Below are 17,897 nucleotides of genomic sequence, written 5' to 3' on the forward strand. Positions count from 1 at the left end.
TAGGAAACAATTTTGGCTATTTATTCATTGTTTTCAATATTTTTTATCTTGCTACCGTTCACTTTAAATGAAAAAAATGTTTTTATCACCGAAAAATGGGTGAAAAGTTTCATGCGGGATGCCGAAAGATTCCAGTTTATTTACAGGGATATTTTTGCGGGATACCGCAATTATTTCCACTAAACATTATTTACAGAAAAATAAAAATTTTTAAAACAAACTTCTGCGTTCAATCTTATTTATTGTTGACTGCGATTTACAGTCTTTACATGATATATGTTTACCGCGCAAAAACCGAAAAACAGGCAAAAAAAAAGACACCCTTGCGAAGAGCGCCTTATAACGATTCTTTCATGACATTTTTGTCGATATCAAACAATTCCATATAGCCTTTCCCCCACTCATACATGGCATCAAGAATAGGCATGAGGCTTTCTCCTTGGGAGGTCAGAGAATATTCAACCCTCGGCGGGACAACCGGATACACTTCCCTGTGAACAATCATATCCTGCTCAAGCTCTCTCAGCTGATTCGCGAGGATCTTCTGCGTAATATCAGGAATCAATGTTTTTAATTCATTGAACCGTTTTGTGCCTTCTTTTCCTAAATGCCACAAAATGAGCATTTTCCACTTACCGCCAATCACTGCAAGCGTTAATTCCTTCTCACAATTAAACCTTTTTCCGTCCATCCGGCTCAAAAGAAATCCCCCCTCAGTAACCTTTTTATATGTTAGATACGTATCGTCACTTACTTACTTTTTTGCAGACTCTTTTTTCATTATACTCACACATAATACTAAGAGAAAGAAATCTGATTGCCGCTCCACACAGTATCCTCCAAGTAACTTGTTGACTTCAAAGTGCCTACTTCTCATCAATAGAAGGAACCTATAGAATGAAAAATAATTCGAAAAAGGGAGTGGATCAACAATGGAATTACAGCTTGCATTAGACCTCGTCAACATCCCCGAAGCCATTGAGCTTGTCAAAGAAGTGGAACAATATATCGACGTGGTTGAAATCGGAACACCGGTCGTCATTAATGAAGGCCTAAAAGCCGTTAAAGAGATAAAAGACACATTTCCGCAATTGAAAGTTCTCGCAGACCTGAAAATCATGGATGCCGGGGGCTATGAAATCATGAAAGCGTCGGAAGCGGGCGCTGACATCATCACCGTTTTAGGGGCTACAGACGATGCAACGATTAAAGGCGCAGTAGAAGAAGCCAAAAAACAAAAGAAGAAAATCCTAGTGGACATGATTAACGTGAAAGACATCGAATCCCGCGCGAAAGAAATCGACGCACTCGGTGTTGACTACATCTGCGTCCACACTGGCTATGATCTTCAAGCAGAGGGCAAAAACTCTTTCGAAGAATTAACGACAATCAAAAATACCGTAAAAAACGCAAAAACCGCAATCGCAGGCGGCATCAAACTTGATACACTGCCAGAAGTAATCAAACAAAAGCCTGACCTTGTCATTGTTGGGGGCGGAATTACAAGCGCGGCAGACAAAGCCAAAACAGCTTCAAAAATGAAACAGCTGATTGCCCAAGGATAAATCAGATGAAAACGACTGAATACGTAACGGAAATTCTCAATGAGTTACACCGTTCAGCAGCTTATATTTCTGATGAAGAAGCTGACCAGCTTGCCGATCACATTCTTTCGTCTAATCAAATTTTCACTGCGGGTGCGGGGCGGTCTGGCCTGATGGCAAAATCCTTCGCGATGAGATTGATGCACATGGGCTTCAACGCCCATATAGTCGGTGAAATTCTCACTCCGCCGCTCGCCGAAGGAGATCTAGTTATTATCGGCTCAGGCTCAGGCGAGACAAAGAGCTTGATTCATACCGCAGCAAAAGCGAAAAGCTTACACGGAAATGTTGTAGCTTTAACCATCAATCCGCAATCAAGTATCGGAAAACAAGCAGACCTGATCATTAGAATGCCTGGTTCTCCTAAAGACCAGTCAAACGGAAGCTATAAAACCATTCAGCCAATGGGATCATTATTTGAACAAACGTTGCTGCTATTCTACGACGCAGTAATTTTAAAACTCATGGAGAAAAAAGAACTCGATTCTGAAACCATGTTCACCCACCACGCGAACCTTGAATAGCCTCACACAACCGGCCTGAAGATCAGGCCGGTTTTATTTTTTCTAAAATAAAACTTTAAGCCCTAAAATCCGATAAGTAATATGACCTACGAATCACAAAAGGAGGAATTATGTTGATAAAACGACTTAAGTTAAAGCTAGGAACTAAAATTCTTTTCCTGGTTTTTGTGGTGATTCTTTTATTTTCCGCATCAGTCGGCACGGTGATGCTTAAGGAAATTACAGAAAACATGAAACAAATGGCAACTGAAAAAGCGAAAGGGGATCTCGCTTTAAGCAATGCTTATATTGATGATGTCATTTCAGGGGACTGGCAGGTGAAAAACAATAAGCTCTATAAAGGGCAAACACAAATCAATGGAAATGAAGATATCGTTGATCTGCTTGGCGAAAAAACGGGTGATACCATTACCATTTTCAAAGGCGATACTCGTGTTGCAACCAATGTCATGAAGAATGGAGAAAGAGCTGTTGGCACCCAGGCTTCTTCTGAAGTTACTGAAGCTGTATTAAAGAACGGCAAACGGTTCTACGGACAGGCAGATGTTGCAGGCTCCTCTTATCAGACGGCATACATGCCGTTAAAAGATCAAAACGGGAACATCATCGGCATGCTTTATACCGGAGCCAATCAAAGCATATTAGCATCACTTACACATTCGCTTTTCACTCAATTCGCTATCGTTCTTGTTATCGTCATTATGGTATCAGTCATCCTTGTCCTGGTTTTCACAAAAAAAATCAATAAGCGGCTGAACGCTTTAAAAAGCGCGTTTGAAAGTGCCGGAAACGGAGACATGACAATAGTGGTGTCAGATAAAACCGGTGACGAGCTCTCAGAACTAAGCGCCTATTATAACAAGATGAGAATGAAGCTGAACGATACCATCCAAACTGTACAACAATCAGCCCTTCAGCTTGCATCAGCCTCTCAGCAGCTCTCAGCCGGAGCAGAAGAAACGAATCAAGCTTCAGAAAAGATTACAGAAGCTGTACAGCAGATTGCAAATGGAGCCCAAGATCAGATCACACGAATTGAAAACAGTGAAAGCTCATTACAACAAGCTTCAGCAGACATCCGGGATATTTCTGCAAATACTGCCGCTATCGCCGACAAAGGACAGCTCGCGCAATCAAAAGCAGATATTGGGCAAAAGGAAATTTTACATGTACAGGCTCAAATGGACGCGATTCACAATTCAATTCAGAAAAGCGGAGAAATCATACACCAGCTAGACGGCCGCTCTAAACAAATTGAGCAAATTTTATCGGTCATCACCCAAATTGCCGACCAGACAAACCTGCTTGCGCTGAATGCAGCGATCGAAGCTGCCAGAGCCGGTGAACATGGAAAAGGCTTTGCTGTTGTTGCCGATGAGGTACGCAAATTAGCGGAAGAGTCTCAACAGTCTGCGGGACAGATTTCAAAACTGATCAAAGAAATACAAAATGATATGAACCAATCTGCAAGATCTGTTGAGCATGTGAAAACAGAAGCTGCAGAAGGAGTCACCATGATCCAGCGCACCAGAGATGCATTTAAGGAAATTGCAGCTGCAACAGGTGAAATCAGCGCCGAGATTAGTGATTTATCAGCATCTGTAACAAACATTTCAGCCAGTGCACATCAAATAAATGATTCCTTTGCAGCCAATACGGCCGACATTAAAGAATCTACTCAAAATACCCGGCAAGCGGCTGCATTAACAGAGGAGCAATTTGCTGCAATGGAGGAGATTACCGCAGCTTCTGAAACGCTGTCTCAATTAGCTGAGGAGCTTACCGGTATCATAAGCCAATTTAAAATGATTATTCAAGCTGAAAACGGCTGATGACTTACTATCATTATTGTAAATTGGCATTCGTATTTTGCTGAAAACTAATATTTCGACCTGCTAAAATTACGATTTCTGCAATAAACTGAGCAGAAAACCTAAAATTTAAACCTTTACACCACATGCTTTCTGGATTACTCTTGTGTCAGTTTTAAAGTTGCTAAAAGCGGGAGGTGAACATCACGATGGACATCATAAAAACAATACTTCTCGTCATCGTCGTCATAGCAGCTGCAGCTGTCGGCCTGATAAAGGGAGACTTTTTCTCAGCTGATCAAAAAACGTCTCAAACGAAAGAATATGACGAAACGATCGCCCTCCCTTCTGACCGTTATCCCGAAACGGCCAAACATATTAAGGATGCGATAAATGAGGGGCACTCAGATGTGTGCACCATCGACAGAGACGGAGCTGAGGAACGCCGCGAGCAATCATTAAAAGACGTACCGCCAAAAACGGGGTATGACAGAGATGAATGGCCAATGGCCATGTGCAAAGAAGGCGGTGAGGGAGCTTCTGTAGAATACATTTCTCCCGCTGACAATCGCGGAGCAGGCTCTTGGGTCGGGCATCAGCTTACCGATTATCCAGACGGCACAAAGGTTTTATTCACAATTCAGTAAACAGTACATAGAGGAGGAACAGCACATTGATCAAATCATGGAAGCCGCAAGAACTTTCGATTTCATATCATCAATTTACTGTATTTCAAAAGGATTCTGCACCTCCTGTAATGGATTGGACTGACGAAGCGATTGAAAAAGGTTATACTGCGGCAGACGGGGCCATTTCCTTTGAGGCGCAGCGAAATACAAAGGCCTTTATTCTTTTGCGCCTGAACAGTTCAGAAACAGTAAACGCCTACGAGAAAAAAGTGACTGTTCCTTTTCATCTCACAGAAAACGGAATTCAAATTGAAAGCATCATGTCTAAAAGACTGTCCTTTGATCTCCCCAAAGGAGACTATCAATTGACATGCTGGACTGTGCCGGCTGAAATGTCAGATTTGCACGCTGACACTTATATTATTGATGCTGTTTCTGTGTAATGAAAAACCCCTGAGAGAATAACTCTCAGGGACTCTTTATAAACTTTCTCCGTTCGTCTTGATGACATCTTGATACCAATAAAAGCTTTTTTTCTTCAAGCGTTTTAAATCGTATGTGCTTTCTTCATCACGATTGACATATACAAATCCGTATCTTTTTTGGTAGCCGTTCAGCCAGCTTAACAGATCAGTAAACGACCAGCTGCAATAGCCGATTAAATCGACACCGTCACTGATGGCTTGTCTGCATTGCTCAAGATGCGAACGCAAATAATCAATTCGATAATCATCCTGTACAGTGCCGTCCTCACCTTTATCAAATTCACCTAAACCGTTCTCTGTTATAAACACTGGAAGCTGATAGCGGCTTGTAATTCGGCGAAGACCGATACGCAGCCCAATTGGGTCAATTGTCCAATCCCAGTTGCTCGTTGTCAAGTGAGGATTTTTTTTCGTTTTGAACACTCCCGGTATCCCCGTCTCCTGATTGGTTCCCTTTTGGCCTGTCGTATTCATTTTCCCTTCCGACACACCATCAAGCGGATTTCGTTCGTAGGTGATCGTCTGATAATAATTGACACCTACAAAATCAGGCCTCCCTTTGGCAAGGAGCTCCATATCTCCCGCTTCGATAGTCGGCGCCCATCCCTGTTTTTCCAAGTAACGGAAAGGGATTTGCGGGTAGGTTCCCCAGCAATACATGTCAAGCCACCAATTGTTCATAAATTCTTCTGCGTTTTCAAATGCCAGGATATCCTCTGGATGGCTTGATAAAGGATAAGCCGGAGAATAAGCAAAGCTTGGTCCGATTTTGCCTTGAGGCACATAATCTCTAAAGGATTCAATGGCTTTTGCATTAGCCAGAAATGCAATATGGTTTGCTTCATAAAATCGTTTTCTGTCTTTCACTCCAGGCGGATGCATGGCTGTAATAAAGCCGTGATTAAAATTGTAGTTCTGTTCGTTTAACGTAACCCAATATTTCACTCTATCTCCAAAACGTTTATAAAGAGTAATACAGTAATGATTAAAATCCTCTATGATTTTTCTTGACTCAAACCCGCCGTACTCGTCCATAAGCGCTTGAGGCAAATCCCAGTGATATAAAGTCAAAACCGGCTCGATGTGATGAGAAAGCAATTCATCAATCAGGTTGTCGTAAAACGCTAGACCTGCTTCATTGATCTCTCCTCTTCCTTTTGGAAAAATCCGCGGCCAGCTGACGGAAAATCGATACGCTTTTAATCCCATCTCAGCCATCAGGGCGACATCTTCTTTATATCGGTGATAATGGTCAACCGCAATGTCTCCATTGGTTCCTTTAAACGTTTTGCCAGGTATTTTCGTAAATACATCCCAAACAGAAGGGCCTTTGCCATCTTCATTCCATGCGCCTTCAATCTGGTACGCTGCAGAAGCAGAGCCCCACAAAAAATGTTTCGGAAAAGATTCTGGATGCTGGTGAATCATAGTGTTTATCACTCCTGAATGATTTGATAAACCTATCATAGGCTATGAAACGCGTTTCAGATCAACTCGATCTTAGTCGCGGAACAGTTCAGCTAATATTTTTTCTCTTTGTCCAAGAAAATATCGTGTTAATTGAACATGTTCTGTATTCTCATATTCAATATGATGTATTCTTCCATCATCAAAGCTTAAAATATTAGCATTGGGATAGCCCAGCAGGATAGGGGAATGAGTTGCAATGATCATTTGTACCTTTCCGCCCTTCACCAAATCATGTATAACTCTCAAAAAAGCTAGCTGCCTAGCTGGAGAAAGTGCTGCTTCTGGCTCATCTAAAAGATAAATCGCTTTCTCTTTAAAACGATGACGGAATAGAGACATAAAGGACTCTCCATGTGATTGTTTGTGTAGCGGTCTCCCTCCATAGGAACGGTAGGGCTGAGGAGCATCTAATTCCATTTCATCCAGATGAAGAGAAAGATGATAAAACGCTTCAGCTCTTAAGAAGAAGCCATTTGTTACCTTTGGAAGCCAAGATAAACGTATGTAATCTCCTAAATGGGAATCTGACTCCTGTAATTCATAGACATTATTTCGGCTTCCACCCGCTGTATTGAATTCACACTTATCTGCTATCGCTTCAAGCAAAGTAGATTTTCCAGACCCATTTTCCCCCACAAAAAAAGTCACTTGGCTAGTAAATAAGATGTCATTTAATTGACTTATAGCCGGGATAGTAAAAGGAAATCTGTCAAAGTCCAAAATCTTATCTCGAAGAAGAGTAACCTTTTTTAAAAACATAGCATCTCCTTTCTATACTCAGTTAAATAATATATTGAGAAAGATCTTCTGCATCCATAAAAACATAGCCCATCCTAGTATTCCAACACATAATGCAAACCAAAACGACACATGAATTTTCAGCAAAAAAGCCAAAATAGCTAGTAAACAAACTGTAGCTGGGATTCCTGTAAGCACACCAGATGCAAATTGACTTAATTGAGCTGTTTTTTCACCTTGTAACTGCATCCAAAAAAGGCTTAATAAACTGACCAAGGGCAAAGCAGCAATGATGCCGCCATAGGTCGGGTGTCTTTTTGATATTTCAGTAACAAAACCGATAATCAACGCAGAGATGATTACTTTACTTAAAACTGCCATTGTTTAGCTTTCCTACTCAATAGTTCAAATGCCTGTTCAACTAATTCCTTTTCTGATGTGCTCATTCGTTCAATTATTTCTTTCAATTTCTCTTTATCTAGCTGTGTATGCTGTTCAAGAACAGCTCTTCCTTCTTGCGTTAAGAAAACGAAAACTTTTCGTTCATCCTGCTGACTTCGCCGTTTAGCTATAAATCCCTTTTGAATCAAACGTTTAATATGCTCAGACGCTGTATTGTGTGAGACAGACAAGTATTCAGCCAAAGCTCCTATTGTTGCCTCACCTTGCTTTTCGATATGTTGCATGATTCGTATTGCCTGGTGAGAAATATTATCCTTATGTTGATAATGTAATAAATAATAAATTTCTGTCCACTGCTGATTAAGTTTTGCTATGAAGTCCGTTTCCATCTTTATACACCTCATTTATATCTTATCATAAGATATAATCAATTTAAACGATGTATTTTTCGGAAAATTCATTTTGCAACCTTTAACAATAAAAAAGCACCCAACTCCCATTGGATGCTTACATCTTAATGTCTTTTTTCAAATTTATGCGGGTGGGGATGGGGCTTTGGAACAAAACCGTTTTGTTTCATCATTTCAAAGTGTTTGTCCATGTGATTTTTGATATATTCTCCTCTTTCTTTAGGCAGTACGCCGTATTGTACATACTTTGAGATCACGTCTTTGCGTTTTTTTAGAATCTCTGCTTCCATTTTTTCAATCTCTTTCTTTTGCCGATCTGTCAGTGTGACATTTGCGGGAGGCTGCTGCTGTTTTTCAGCGGCTTCAGCTATACCGGTCAGAGAAATGACAGCCGCGGCAATGAACATTGTGATCACGTTGATGGTTATTCGTTTCATCCAGTTTATTCCTCCAATCCTATTTTTCATATGTTTTGCTGCATTGTATTTTTTATGCATAAAAATAAAAAGAGCGAACATTATTCGCTCTTTCTAATCTCTTCGTCAGTATAAAGTTCTTCTTCACCGGGTGACGCGTACGTGACATACGTTCCCGCGATTAAATCATGCAGAGTTCGTTTGTCTTCTCGTACAGCAATCAGAATCAGGCTGGCGATCAAGCCGAGTCCGAAGGTTATACCGTAAACCAATAACCCGTAAAAACATTGTTAACAGGCTGACTTGTGATCCGTCTTTTTTTACGATTCTGATTCCGCAGATTCTTTTTCCGATAAGGTAGCCGCGCCAAAACACCGGCAGCAGCATAGAGTACAGCAGAACAACCAAGCCGATGAACAGGCTGTCGTTCGGGTCTTTTCCTGTAATCAGCCAATAGATCAGCAAAAGAGGTACCGAGACTATAATGTAATCTAACAATGCAGCTCCCAGTCTGATCCAAAATCCGGCTGGTTTGTAAATATTCATTTGCCCCCCATTACGGTTTAAATATTTCCATTTTATTCCTCACCGAATATATCATATGCCTTAGGGGCAGCAGCAAGACTTAATTTATTCTGAAGATCGCTTTCATGCCTCTTGACCATTTCTTACGGTATTGGCATAGATGAATGACGGATCTGCTGCATCCTTCCTTTAACATGCGTTTCCTTGGTACGTCAGGCATTCATCCTTGGATAACTCCTTTTTTCATCACCTCTTCCCTTCATAGCCGCTTTTAAACACCCACCCATACCTTTTGTATACACAATTCGAACTTTTTGAAAACGTCATCAACATATTGCAACCCCTTATGTTCAATGCTATCTTTTTAGTTGATTAACAGATTGGGGGAACTATAGGTGAAATCATTCAAGCAATCCAAAGCCGTTATATTCAGTTTCACAATGGCTTTCTTTCTTATATTGGCAGCCTGTTCCGGCAAAAATGAAGCCGATTCCAAGGATACAGGCTGGGAGCAGATTAAGGATAAAGGGAAAATCGTAGTCGCTACATCAGGTACGCTCTATCCTACTTCTTATCACGATACCGACTCTGGCTCCGATAAGCTGACGGGCTACGAGGTTGAAGTCGTTCGCGAAGCGGCAAAACGATTGGGGCTGAAGGCTGAGTTCAAGGAGATGGGCATTGACGGGATGCTGACAGCGGTGAACAGCGGACAGGTTGACGCAGCCGCGAATGACATCGATGTGACGAAGGACCGCGAGAAGAAGTTCGCATTTTCTACTCCTTATAAATATTCATACGGCACGGCAATCGTCCGTAAAGACGATTTATCAGGGATTAAAACGCTTAAGGATTTGAAAGGGAAGAAAGCGGCTGGCGCTGCTACCACCGTCTACATGGATGTCGCGAGAAAATACGGCGCCAAAGAAGTGATTTATGATAATGCGACGAATGAGCAATATTTAAAAGATGTCGCCAACGGACGCACTGATGTCATTTTAAACGACTATTACCTGCAGACACTCGCGCTCGCAGCATTCCCGGATCTCAACATTACGATCCATCCTGACATCAAGTACATGCCGAACAAACAGGCGCTTGTCATGAAAAAAAGCAATGCGGCACTTCAGAAAAAGATGAATGAAACATTGAAGGAAATGAGCAAGGATGGCACTTTGACTAAGCTGTCGAAGCAATTCTTCAATAAAGCAGATGTATCAAAGAAACTGAATGTCGACGTTCAGGACGTTGATTTGTAATCGGACGCCATGATCAATAGCGTTCAGTGGGAATATATTTTCAACACGAAGCTGGCCATTGAATCGTTTCCTTATGTCATAAAAGGCATTGGGTATACACTGCTCATCTCTTTTGTAAGCATGTTTGCCGGAACTGTGATCGGCCTGTTCATATCACTCGCCAGAATGTCTAAGCTTGCTTTGTTAAGATGGCCGGCGAAGCTCTATATCTCATTTATGCGGGGCGTTCCGATTTTGGTGATTTTGTTTATCCTTTATTTTGGGTTTCCATACATCGGCATTGAATTTTCCGCTGTCACGGCTGCTTTAATCGGCTTTAGCCTTAACAGTGCCGCCTACATTGCGGAAATTAACCGTTCAGCCATTTCATCCGTTGATAAAGGACAATGGGAAGCGGCATCCTCGCTGGGCCTTTCCTATTGGCAGACGATGAGGGGCATCATTTTGCCGCAATCGATACGTATTGCGTTGCCTCCGCTTGCCAATGTATTGCTCGACTTAATCAAAGCGTCATCTCTCGCTGCAATGATTACAGTGCCGGAATTGCTCCAGCATGCGAAAATCATCGGAGGCAGAGAGTTTGATTACATGACCATGTATATTCTGACCGCTCTCATTTATTGGGCCATCTGCTCAATTGCCGCAACCTTTCAGAATATCCTTGAGAAAAAATACGCTCATTATGTTTAAACAAACGTTTCATTAAAAAAGCCGCTCCCCCAGGGGACGGCTTTTTTTCTATTGATTCAGTTTCCATTTAAATGGGTCTTCAAACAGCGACCAGTCGGAATCAAATTCATACTCAGTCAGCAGGCATTGATCAAGCTCTTTCGTGATCGCTTCTTCATCCAGATCAGTTCCGATAAACACTAACTGCGTTAGGCGGTCTCCAAATTCAGGGTCCCACTCCGCCAACATTTCCGGCTCTTGCTGTTTGACTTGCTCCTGCTCAAGCTTCGGCAGCGCCGCCACCCAATATGATACAGGCTCAATCGTAACCGACGGACCTGCTTGCGACATCAGTAAAGCAAGGTTGTTATGAGATGCGCACCAGACGATTCCTTTGGCACGAACCACGTTCTTTGGCATTTGATCCAGCCAACGGTAAAATCGTGTAGAATGAAACGGCAAACGTCTCTTATAGACAAATGAAGAGATACCGTATTCTTCTGTTTCCGGGGTGTGTTCCGCATGGCCTGCCGTCAGCTCTTGAATCCAGCCGGCCGATCCGCTCGCTTCCTCGAAGTTAAATAGCCCTGTATGTAAAATCTCCTGCGGTTTTACATTTCCTTTGACAGAACGGATGAATTTGGCCCTAGGCTGCAGTTTGCGAAGAACGTTTTCAAGCTGTTCAAGCTCTTGCTCGCTGACTAAATCACATTTATTTAAGATCAGTACATCGCAAAATTCAATTTGATCGATCAAGAGGTCGGCGATTTCTCTTTCATCCTCTTCTCCCAATGCCTCTTTGCGGTCCAGAAGGCTTTCGCCTGACTGATAATCATGCCAAAAACGATTGGCATCCACCACTGTCACCATCGTATCCAGCTGACAGAATTTTGTCAGGTCGATTCCCATCTCTTCATCGATATAAGAGAAAGTCTGGGCCACCGGGATCGGTTCGCTGATTCCTGTTGATTCGATGACGATATAATCAAACCGTCCGTCCTTTGCCAGCTTCTCAACCTCTATTAATAAGTCTTCGCGAAGCGTGCAGCAAATGCAGCCGTTTGACATTTCCACAAGCTTTTCATCTGTTCTGGAAAGGCCACCTTCCTGCTTAACCAAGCCCGCGTCAATGTTCACCTCGCTCATATCGTTTACAATGACCGCTATTTTTAAGCCTTCGCGATTCTGCAGAATGCTGTTCAACAATGTTGTTTTTCCCGCGCCAAGATAGCCGCTCAGTACGGTAACCGGAATTTTTTTCATCATGATATCCTCCCTTTAAAATAGAACGATTACGATTTAAATTTTATGCTTCGCTGTATGCGCAATGGTGTAAAAAGTATTTCTCGCTGTCGACCCGATTTCTCATTCAGCATGGGCTCCCATCATATATCATCCTTTTCACCACTATAAAAGCCGCAGCTTGCATAGGACAATTGCTCGATTTGCGCATCTAAACGGCTCTGTGTCCATGTAATGAACCGATGGAGCACGCAATTATTTCACCTGTGGCTTGTGTTTCGTTTCCAGATTTCAAGAGGACTTTTCACAGATGAACAGCCTCATTTACCACAAAACGTAATTGTTACGATTTGAATTGTATGGTCTTTTTTCCTTTTTGTCAACAGCTTTCAATTCAGTTGATCACCACTTTGGTATGTTCAGGGATATTTTCATATATCCATTTCGCATCCGGGATGGTCAACCTGATACACCCATGAGATGCTTTCGTTCCTAGTTTTGCTGCTTCAGCTTTGATGACTTTTTGATCCTTTGTCATTGGCACACTATGAAATAGAAATTCTCCATGGTTTTTCCATGATATCCAATATTCCGCGCCTTCCTGGTATCCTTCGGAGAAAAACCATTCTCCCCGTTCAGGCTCTATATGAAAGGTGCCCTTTGGTGTAGCATCATCTTTTGTTTGATCAAGGCCTGAAGAGATCATCATTGTATAGATGGTGTTGCTTCCTTCTTTGATGTAAGCCTTCTGCTCCTTCACATTCACATCAATCCAGACATGCTTCTGTTTCATATCCGGGTATTCTCCGCCCGAAGGCTTTGTCCAATCAATGCTTGCTTTTGCTGTTTTTCGAACGTCCGTTATGAGCTCGACCGTTTTCTTTTTATCGGCACTTGCGTGTTCTTCCGCATGATCGGAGCAGGCTGACAGCAGGCAGGCTGGCATAAGAACGGCAACAATGAATAATGAGAGTTTCATATTCTATCCACTTCCTTCGAAAAACACAGCTTCGCATAGGCGTCGTGGAGATGGATTGATTCTTCATTCCGGCATTCAATCTCAAAGGCTGACACCCATTCAAGCTCAAACAAATCCGCAGCAATCAGCCGGGCGAGATCCTCAACAAACCTCGGATTCTCATAGGCCGTTTCCGTCACCGCTTTTTCATCAGGGCGCTTCAATACCGGATGCAGTCTCGCAGAGGCATTTGATTCTGCGGCGTGAAGCAAATCAGCTTTAACATCACTTGGCAGCGATGCAGCCGGGTGAATATCAGTCCAAATATTGACCGTTCCCCGCTGATTATGGGCACTGTATTCACTAATTTCCTTGGAGCAAGGGCACAGAGTCGTTACCTTTGCTGAGATGCCGGCACGCTGTTTAAACGGCTGATCTTCACGATACGTAACAGACATGAATATGTCAGCATGCATCAGACCTGCTTTCTCAAGCTTCGGACTTTTCCGTTCGAAAAACCACGGAAACCTCACTTCGACTGAAGCAGAGGATGCGTCCATGTTTTCTGCAAGCTCTTTCGTAAATTGCTGAAGGGAGGAAAATGAGAGAATCCAGCCGTTTTGATGATAGACTTGCAGCAGCTCTGTTAACCGGCTCATGTTTATTCCCTTTTGATTTCTCGGCAAATCACAAGTCATAATAAAGTTCGCGGCCGTTGTTTGCTCGGCAGGCGTCATGGCGGAAGTGATTGTGACTGGATGGGACACATCAGCAACACCTACATGCTGAATGTCAAAAAAATAATCCTTCCTGATATTTTGCAGGTCCTTCATTTTCTCTTTTTCCACTGGTTTCTCACCCTTGGCCGGACTGACCGATCCAAAGTATCGAAGACGCTCCGTTTTTTTCGGGAGCAGCGTATGTTGATTCATTCAGAAAACTCCTCTCGCTAACAAATCGTAATAATTACTATTTATTTTGATCGGTTCACTGATGAAAATCAAGAGAAAATAAAAAAGACACGCACAAACGCGTGTCCGTCAAAAACCTACACATCCGCCGGGCTGCTTTCCGCGCTCCAGCTTTTCCGCCAGTAATAGCCTACGGCAAGCACGAGTGCAAACGCCAGCAGCGCGATACAGGAAAACGTGATAAAACCGATGGCATACGTGCCTGTCATCTGTTTGAGAGATCCTAGGATGTTCGGCAGGAAAAACCCTCCGATTCCTCCGGCCGCACCGACGATTCCCGTCACCATGCCAATTTCTTTGCGAAAACGCTGCGGCACGAGCTGGAATACTGCGCCGTTGCCCATTCCGAGCCCCATCATTCCGACAAACAATAGAACAATGACCATTGAGAGGGACGGCAGGCTGCTGACTCCGGCCATACACAGTGCCACGATGACAAACAATACAGAAAGAACTTTCGTGCCGCCGACGCGATCCGAAATCAAACCCCCGACAGGCCTGAAAAAGCTCCCCGCCGCCACACATAATGTAACGAAGTCCCCTGCGTGAATTTTTGACAGCTGGTATTGATCAACAAAGAAAATAGATAAAAAGCTTGAGAGCCCGACAAATCCGCCAAATGTGACGCTATACAGCAGGCAGAAAAACCATGTTTCCTTTTGCCCAAACACATGAAGATAGCTTTTGAGCGGCTGCGGAGCCGGCTGTGCAGGAGAATCTTTAGCCAAGGAGACAAAAAGAATAAAGACGATCAATAATGGAATAAGCGCAATTCCCATAACAATGTGCCAGCCGAACTGCTCTGCCAGACGAGGGCCAAACAGGGTTGCAAACAACGTGCCGCTGTTTCCCGCGCCGGCAATCCCCATCGCAAGCCCCTGCAAATGAGGCGGATACCAGCGGCTTGCCATTGGCAGCGCAACGGCAAAGCTTGCCCCAGCTACGCCTAGCAGAATCCCGATGGCATACAGCTCAGTCAGTGAACGGCCGCCAAATGTCCCCCACAGCAGCGGAATCATTGTCACCAGCATCCCGATCACTGCCGTTTTTTTCGGTCCGATTCTGTCCGTTAAAATACCCAGAATGATACGAAACACAGACCCAGATAAAATCGGCACAGCCACGACAAGCCCTTTCTCAAAAGGAGACAGGTCAAAATCCTGAGAAATATAAACACCCAGCGCCCCAAGCATCACCCATATCATAAAACTGACATCAAAATATAAAAAGGAACAGAGCAAAGTGAGTGGATGACCGCTAGTTTTCAGTTCCGACAGCTTCATAAGATTCCCCTTTCTTGACCCTCATTATTTTACATTTTCTGAATCAAGGATATAGGACCATTATTTTCTGGAAAAGACATGTGTTAGTTTTTATGACACGTTTAATGCGTTAACAATGCATTGTGACATAATTTTTAATAGGAGAAAACTTACGAGCCGCGTCAAAGGAGGTCTGATACATGAAGAAACAAAGGTTGGTGTTAGCAGGAAACGGCATGGCCGGTATTCGCTGTATTGAAGAAATAGTAAAGCTGAATCGCCACATGTTTGAGATTGTCATTTTCGGGAGTGAAACGCATCCCAACTACAATCGCATTCTCTTATCCTCTGTATTGCAGGGTGAAGCGTCACTCGATGACATTACACTGAACAGCAAGGCTTGGTATGACAAGCACGGGATTACGCTTTACACAGGCGAAACGGTTATTCAAATTGATACAGATCAGCAGCGCATCATCACGGATCGCAAGCGCATCCTGTCGTATGACAAACTCATTGTTGCAACAGGCTCCTCCCCTTATATTCTCCCTATCCCCGGGGCAGACAAAGAAGGCGTCTATGGATTTCGGACAATAGAAGACTGCCAAGCGCTGATGGAGATGGCCGAGCGCTATCAAAAGGCGGCGGTGATCGGAGCCGGCTTATTAGGACTGGAGGCTGCAATCGGTTTGCAGCGGCTCGGCATGGATGTCAGCGTCATTCACCACTCCGCCGGCATTATGCAAAAACAGCTCGATCAAACGGCAGCGCGGCTGCTGCAAACGAAGCTGGAACAAAAAGGCTTAACCTTTCTTTTGGAGAAAGACACCGTCTCCATATCCGGAACCACGCGGGCAGACGGAATCCATTTTAAAGATGGCGCTTCACTAAAAGCAGACCTGATTGTGATGGCGGCTGGCGTTAGACCGAATATTGAATTGGCTGTATCCGCTGGAATCGAAGTGAACCGCGGGATCATCGTGAATGACTGCATGCAGACAAGCGAACCTAATGTCTACGCCGTTGGCGAATGCGCCGAGCATAACGGAACGGTGTACGGATTGGTGGCACCGCTTTATGAGCAGGGAAACGTTCTCGCCAAACATATTTGCGGCGTTCCATGTGAGGGATATCAAGGCTCACCCTCAGCTGCGGCATTAAAAATAGCTGGAATCGATGTGTGGTCAGCAGGAAAAATTCAAGAGGATGAACACACGACGAGCATCAATATTTACGACGAACAAGCTGGCATTTACAAAAAAGCACTTTTTGAGGATGACAAGCTGGCCGGCGTTATTTTATTCGGAGACACCCGTGACAAGCAGCGGCTTCTCGACAGCCTGCTTAAACAACGAGACATCTCCATTGTCAAAAAGCAGATCATCGAACCGGAGACAAGCGGCACTTTATTTGAATCCATGCCTTCCAGTGAAACGATTTGCCAATGCAACACAGTGACGAAAGGCGCGATTGAAGAAGCGGTGCACACGAAAAGCTTAACAACTGTTGAGGAAGTCAAGCACTGCACCAAAGCCTCTGGGTCCTGCGGAGGATGCAAACCGCTCGTTGAAGACCTTTTGAGGTACATGACCAACAGCGAATATACGAAGCCCGCCGGCACACTTTCGTTTTGCGGCTGTACTGATTTTACAGAAGACGACATCATCGCTGAGCTTCAGCGCAGGCCATTCACTAATCCGGCAGAAGTGATGAACCAGCTTGACTGGAAAACAAAAAACGGATGCAGTACTTGTGTTCCTGCGATTCAATACTATCTGGAAATGCTGTACCCTGGGTTTGTCCAGCCTGAGCCAGCCGCTGAAGACACATGCATTCTGATCCCGCAAATGTACGGCGGGCGGACAAACGCGGAGCAGTTGAGAAACATCGCCAACATCATTGAGGCATACAGCATCCCTGACGTATCCATCACTCACAGCCAAAGACTGAAGCTTTCGGGGATCAAATCTGCGGATCTCCCGAACATAAAAAAAGACCTGAAGATGCCCGTTTCCACCAATGAACTCCGGCACACGCTGCAAAGCATCAAAGCATGTACATGCGGGCAAAATCGATTGATTCAGCAGCTGGCAGCCCAAATCGAAAGACACCTTGAGACGCTTTCCTTCCCCGCTCCCATTTCTATCAGCTTATCATGTGAAACAGACTGCACCGATGCCGCCCTGCAGGATGTCGGCGCGATTCGGACACAAGCTGGCTGGGACATTCACTTCGGCGGCGTCCGGGGAACCCACGCCCGTTCCGGATCCCTGTTTTGCGTGACAGACAACGCAGAAAAAACTGCCGGCATGATCAAAGGACTGATCCAGTATTATCGTGAAACAGCTCATTACTTAGAAGCCGTTCATCAGTGGATGGACCGTCTCGGAATCATTCATATCAGAGAAGTGCTATTTGAAGAAGACCTAAGGACACAGCTGCTGGAAAGCCTTCATACAGACCTGTCACTGATTCAAAACCCGACTGTAGAGGCGGGCTCATATAAGAAAGGATGAGGCATT

18 protein-coding genes and 2 pseudogenes are annotated in these 17,897 nt (G+C 43.9%); 8 read left to right on the plus strand and 12 right to left on the minus strand.

Going from position 1 to position 17,897, the window contains the following annotated elements; translation table 11 throughout:
* Positions 1 to 337 precede the first annotated feature (337 nt).
* Positions 338 to 700 (minus strand): transcriptional activator HxlR, encoded by a 363-nt coding sequence (gene hxlR, locus QA442_RS20595; protein ID WP_014662740.1) that lies wholly within the window; start codon positions 698 to 700, stop codon positions 338 to 340.
* 232 nt (positions 701 to 932) lie between these two features.
* Between hxlR and hxlA the strand changes: the two genes are divergently transcribed.
* The 5 genes from hxlA (at position 933) to nin (ending at position 5,011) form a co-directional block, all read left to right on the plus strand.
* Positions 933 to 1,565: a 3-hexulose-6-phosphate synthase gene (gene hxlA, locus QA442_RS20600; RefSeq protein ID WP_095431239.1), complete on the plus strand. Its 633-nt coding sequence runs from the start codon at positions 933 to 935 to the stop codon at positions 1,563 to 1,565.
* A 5-nt stretch (positions 1,566 to 1,570) separates the two neighbouring features.
* Positions 1,571 to 2,128 carry a 6-phospho-3-hexuloisomerase gene (gene hxlB, locus QA442_RS20605; RefSeq protein ID WP_095431238.1) on the plus strand — a complete coding sequence of 186 codons (558 nt, stop codon included), beginning with the start codon at positions 1,571 to 1,573 and terminating at the stop codon, positions 2,126 to 2,128.
* 110 nt (positions 2,129 to 2,238) lie between these two features.
* On the plus strand, positions 2,239 to 3,960 hold the full coding sequence (gene tlpC / locus QA442_RS20610; RefSeq protein WP_095431237.1) for a methyl-accepting chemotaxis protein TlpC: 1,722 nt from the start codon (positions 2,239 to 2,241) through the stop codon (positions 3,958 to 3,960).
* Between the two features lie 176 nt (positions 3,961 to 4,136).
* The gene (nucA, locus tag QA442_RS20615) at positions 4,137 to 4,586 is read left to right on the plus strand and encodes a DNA-entry nuclease (protein WP_120698809.1); all 450 of its coding nucleotides are present in this window, start codon (positions 4,137 to 4,139) and stop codon (positions 4,584 to 4,586) included.
* Between the two features lie 26 nt (positions 4,587 to 4,612).
* Positions 4,613 to 5,011 carry a DNA-entry nuclease inhibitor gene (gene nin, locus QA442_RS20620; RefSeq protein WP_095431236.1) on the plus strand — a complete coding sequence of 133 codons (399 nt, stop codon included), beginning with the start codon at positions 4,613 to 4,615 and terminating at the stop codon, positions 5,009 to 5,011.
* A gap of 36 nt (positions 5,012 to 5,047) precedes the next feature.
* On the opposite strand, the gene bglC is transcribed toward nin, so the two are convergent.
* The 7 genes and pseudogenes from bglC to QA442_RS20655 form a co-directional block, all read right to left on the minus strand.
* The gene (bglC, locus tag QA442_RS20625; protein ID WP_095431235.1) at positions 5,048 to 6,481 is read right to left on the minus strand and encodes a 6-phospho-beta-glucosidase; all 1,434 of its coding nucleotides are present in this window, start codon (positions 6,479 to 6,481) and stop codon (positions 5,048 to 5,050) included.
* Between the two features lie 72 nt (positions 6,482 to 6,553).
* Complete coding sequence (locus QA442_RS20630; RefSeq protein ID WP_014662733.1) at positions 6,554 to 7,282, minus strand: AAA family ATPase; 729 nt, start codon at positions 7,280 to 7,282, stop codon at positions 6,554 to 6,556.
* Positions 7,283 to 7,300: 18 nt separating this feature from the next.
* Positions 7,301 to 7,642: a DUF3147 family protein gene (locus tag QA442_RS20635; RefSeq protein ID WP_095431234.1), complete on the minus strand. Its 342-nt coding sequence runs from the start codon at positions 7,640 to 7,642 to the stop codon at positions 7,301 to 7,303.
* Complete coding sequence (locus QA442_RS20640; RefSeq protein WP_041521243.1) at positions 7,630 to 8,052, minus strand: MarR family winged helix-turn-helix transcriptional regulator; 423 nt, start codon at positions 8,050 to 8,052, stop codon at positions 7,630 to 7,632. The genes QA442_RS20635 and QA442_RS20640 overlap by 13 nt, the downstream gene beginning before the upstream one ends.
* Before the next feature lie 125 nt (positions 8,053 to 8,177).
* A complete protein-coding gene (locus QA442_RS20645; protein ID WP_095431249.1) occupies positions 8,178 to 8,510 on the minus strand; it encodes a YckD family protein in 333 nt (110 codons plus the stop codon).
* Positions 8,511 to 8,590: 80 nt separating this feature from the next.
* A pseudogene (locus QA442_RS20650) lies at positions 8,591 to 9,035 on the minus strand (RDD family protein).
* 32 nt (positions 9,036 to 9,067) lie between these two features.
* Positions 9,068 to 9,230, minus strand: a pseudogene (locus QA442_RS20655) (hypothetical protein).
* 179 nt (positions 9,231 to 9,409) lie between these two features.
* Here QA442_RS20655 and QA442_RS20660 point away from each other — a divergent pair.
* Both QA442_RS20660 and QA442_RS20665 read left to right on the plus strand, forming a co-directional pair.
* On the plus strand, positions 9,410 to 10,273 hold the full coding sequence (locus tag QA442_RS20660; protein WP_095431233.1) for a transporter substrate-binding domain-containing protein: 864 nt from the start codon (positions 9,410 to 9,412) through the stop codon (positions 10,271 to 10,273).
* A 9-nt stretch (positions 10,274 to 10,282) separates the two neighbouring features.
* Complete coding sequence (locus tag QA442_RS20665; RefSeq protein WP_095431232.1) at positions 10,283 to 10,963, plus strand: amino acid ABC transporter permease; 681 nt, start codon at positions 10,283 to 10,285, stop codon at positions 10,961 to 10,963.
* 48 nt (positions 10,964 to 11,011) lie between these two features.
* Here QA442_RS20665 and zinU read toward each other — a convergent pair whose 3' ends face one another.
* From zinU to QA442_RS20685, 4 genes are all read right to left on the minus strand, one after another.
* A complete protein-coding gene (gene zinU, locus QA442_RS20670) occupies positions 11,012 to 12,205 on the minus strand; it encodes a zinc metallochaperone ZinU (protein WP_040084212.1) in 1,194 nt (397 codons plus the stop codon).
* A 373-nt stretch (positions 12,206 to 12,578) separates the two neighbouring features.
* Positions 12,579 to 13,163, minus strand: coding sequence for a L,D-transpeptidase (locus tag QA442_RS20675; RefSeq protein WP_095431231.1), 585 nt, complete (start codon positions 13,161 to 13,163; stop codon positions 12,579 to 12,581).
* Positions 13,160 to 14,074, minus strand: a complete 915-nt coding sequence (gene folE2 / locus QA442_RS20680; RefSeq protein WP_095431230.1) for a GTP cyclohydrolase FolE2 — start codon at positions 14,072 to 14,074, stop codon at positions 13,160 to 13,162. Before folE2 ends, QA442_RS20675 begins: the two co-directional genes overlap by 4 nt.
* Before the next feature lie 116 nt (positions 14,075 to 14,190).
* The gene (locus tag QA442_RS20685; protein WP_095431229.1) at positions 14,191 to 15,396 is read right to left on the minus strand and encodes an MFS transporter; all 1,206 of its coding nucleotides are present in this window, start codon (positions 15,394 to 15,396) and stop codon (positions 14,191 to 14,193) included.
* 179 nt (positions 15,397 to 15,575) lie between these two features.
* On the opposite strand from QA442_RS20685, the gene nirB reads away from it, so the two are divergent.
* Positions 15,576 to 17,891: a nitrite reductase large subunit NirB gene (nirB, locus tag QA442_RS20690; protein WP_095431228.1), complete on the plus strand. Its 2,316-nt coding sequence runs from the start codon at positions 15,576 to 15,578 to the stop codon at positions 17,889 to 17,891.
* The last annotated feature ends 6 nt before the right edge of the window (positions 17,892 to 17,897 follow it).

The sequence above is a fragment of the Bacillus stercoris genome (assembly GCF_029772985.1).
GTDB classification, from domain to species: Bacteria; Bacillota; Bacilli; order Bacillales; family Bacillaceae; genus Bacillus; species Bacillus stercoris.

Excerpts from the sequence above, each read along its gene's own strand:
- hxlA (WP_095431239.1), top strand. The coding sequence starts at position 933 with ATGGAATTACAGCTTGCATTAGACCTCGTCAACATCCCCGAAGCCATT.
- hxlB (WP_095431238.1), top strand. The coding sequence starts at position 1,571 with ATGAAAACGACTGAATACGTAACGGAAATTCTCAATGAGTTACACCGT.
- tlpC (WP_095431237.1), top strand. The coding sequence starts at position 2,239 with ATGTTGATAAAACGACTTAAGTTAAAGCTAGGAACTAAAATTCTTTTC.
- bglC (WP_095431235.1), bottom strand. The coding sequence starts at position 6,481 with ATGATTCACCAGCATCCAGAATCTTTTCCGAAACATTTTTTGTGGGGC.
- QA442_RS20630 (WP_014662733.1), bottom strand. The coding sequence starts at position 7,282 with ATGTTTTTAAAAAAGGTTACTCTTCTTCGAGATAAGATTTTGGACTTT.
- QA442_RS20635 (WP_095431234.1), bottom strand. The coding sequence starts at position 7,642 with ATGGCAGTTTTAAGTAAAGTAATCATCTCTGCGTTGATTATCGGTTTT.
- QA442_RS20640 (WP_041521243.1), bottom strand. The coding sequence starts at position 8,052 with ATGGAAACGGACTTCATAGCAAAACTTAATCAGCAGTGGACAGAAATT.
- QA442_RS20645 (WP_095431249.1), bottom strand. The coding sequence starts at position 8,510 with ATGAAACGAATAACCATCAACGTGATCACAATGTTCATTGCCGCGGCT.
- QA442_RS20665 (WP_095431232.1), top strand. The coding sequence starts at position 10,283 with ATGATCAATAGCGTTCAGTGGGAATATATTTTCAACACGAAGCTGGCC.
- zinU (WP_040084212.1), bottom strand. The coding sequence starts at position 12,205 with ATGAAAAAAATTCCGGTTACCGTACTGAGCGGCTATCTTGGCGCGGGA.
- QA442_RS20675 (WP_095431231.1), bottom strand. The coding sequence starts at position 13,163 with ATGAAACTCTCATTATTCATTGTTGCCGTTCTTATGCCAGCCTGCCTG.
- folE2 (WP_095431230.1), bottom strand. The coding sequence starts at position 14,074 with ATGAATCAACATACGCTGCTCCCGAAAAAAACGGAGCGTCTTCGATAC.
- QA442_RS20685 (WP_095431229.1), bottom strand. The coding sequence starts at position 15,396 with ATGAAGCTGTCGGAACTGAAAACTAGCGGTCATCCACTCACTTTGCTC.
- nirB (WP_095431228.1), top strand. The coding sequence starts at position 15,576 with ATGAAGAAACAAAGGTTGGTGTTAGCAGGAAACGGCATGGCCGGTATT.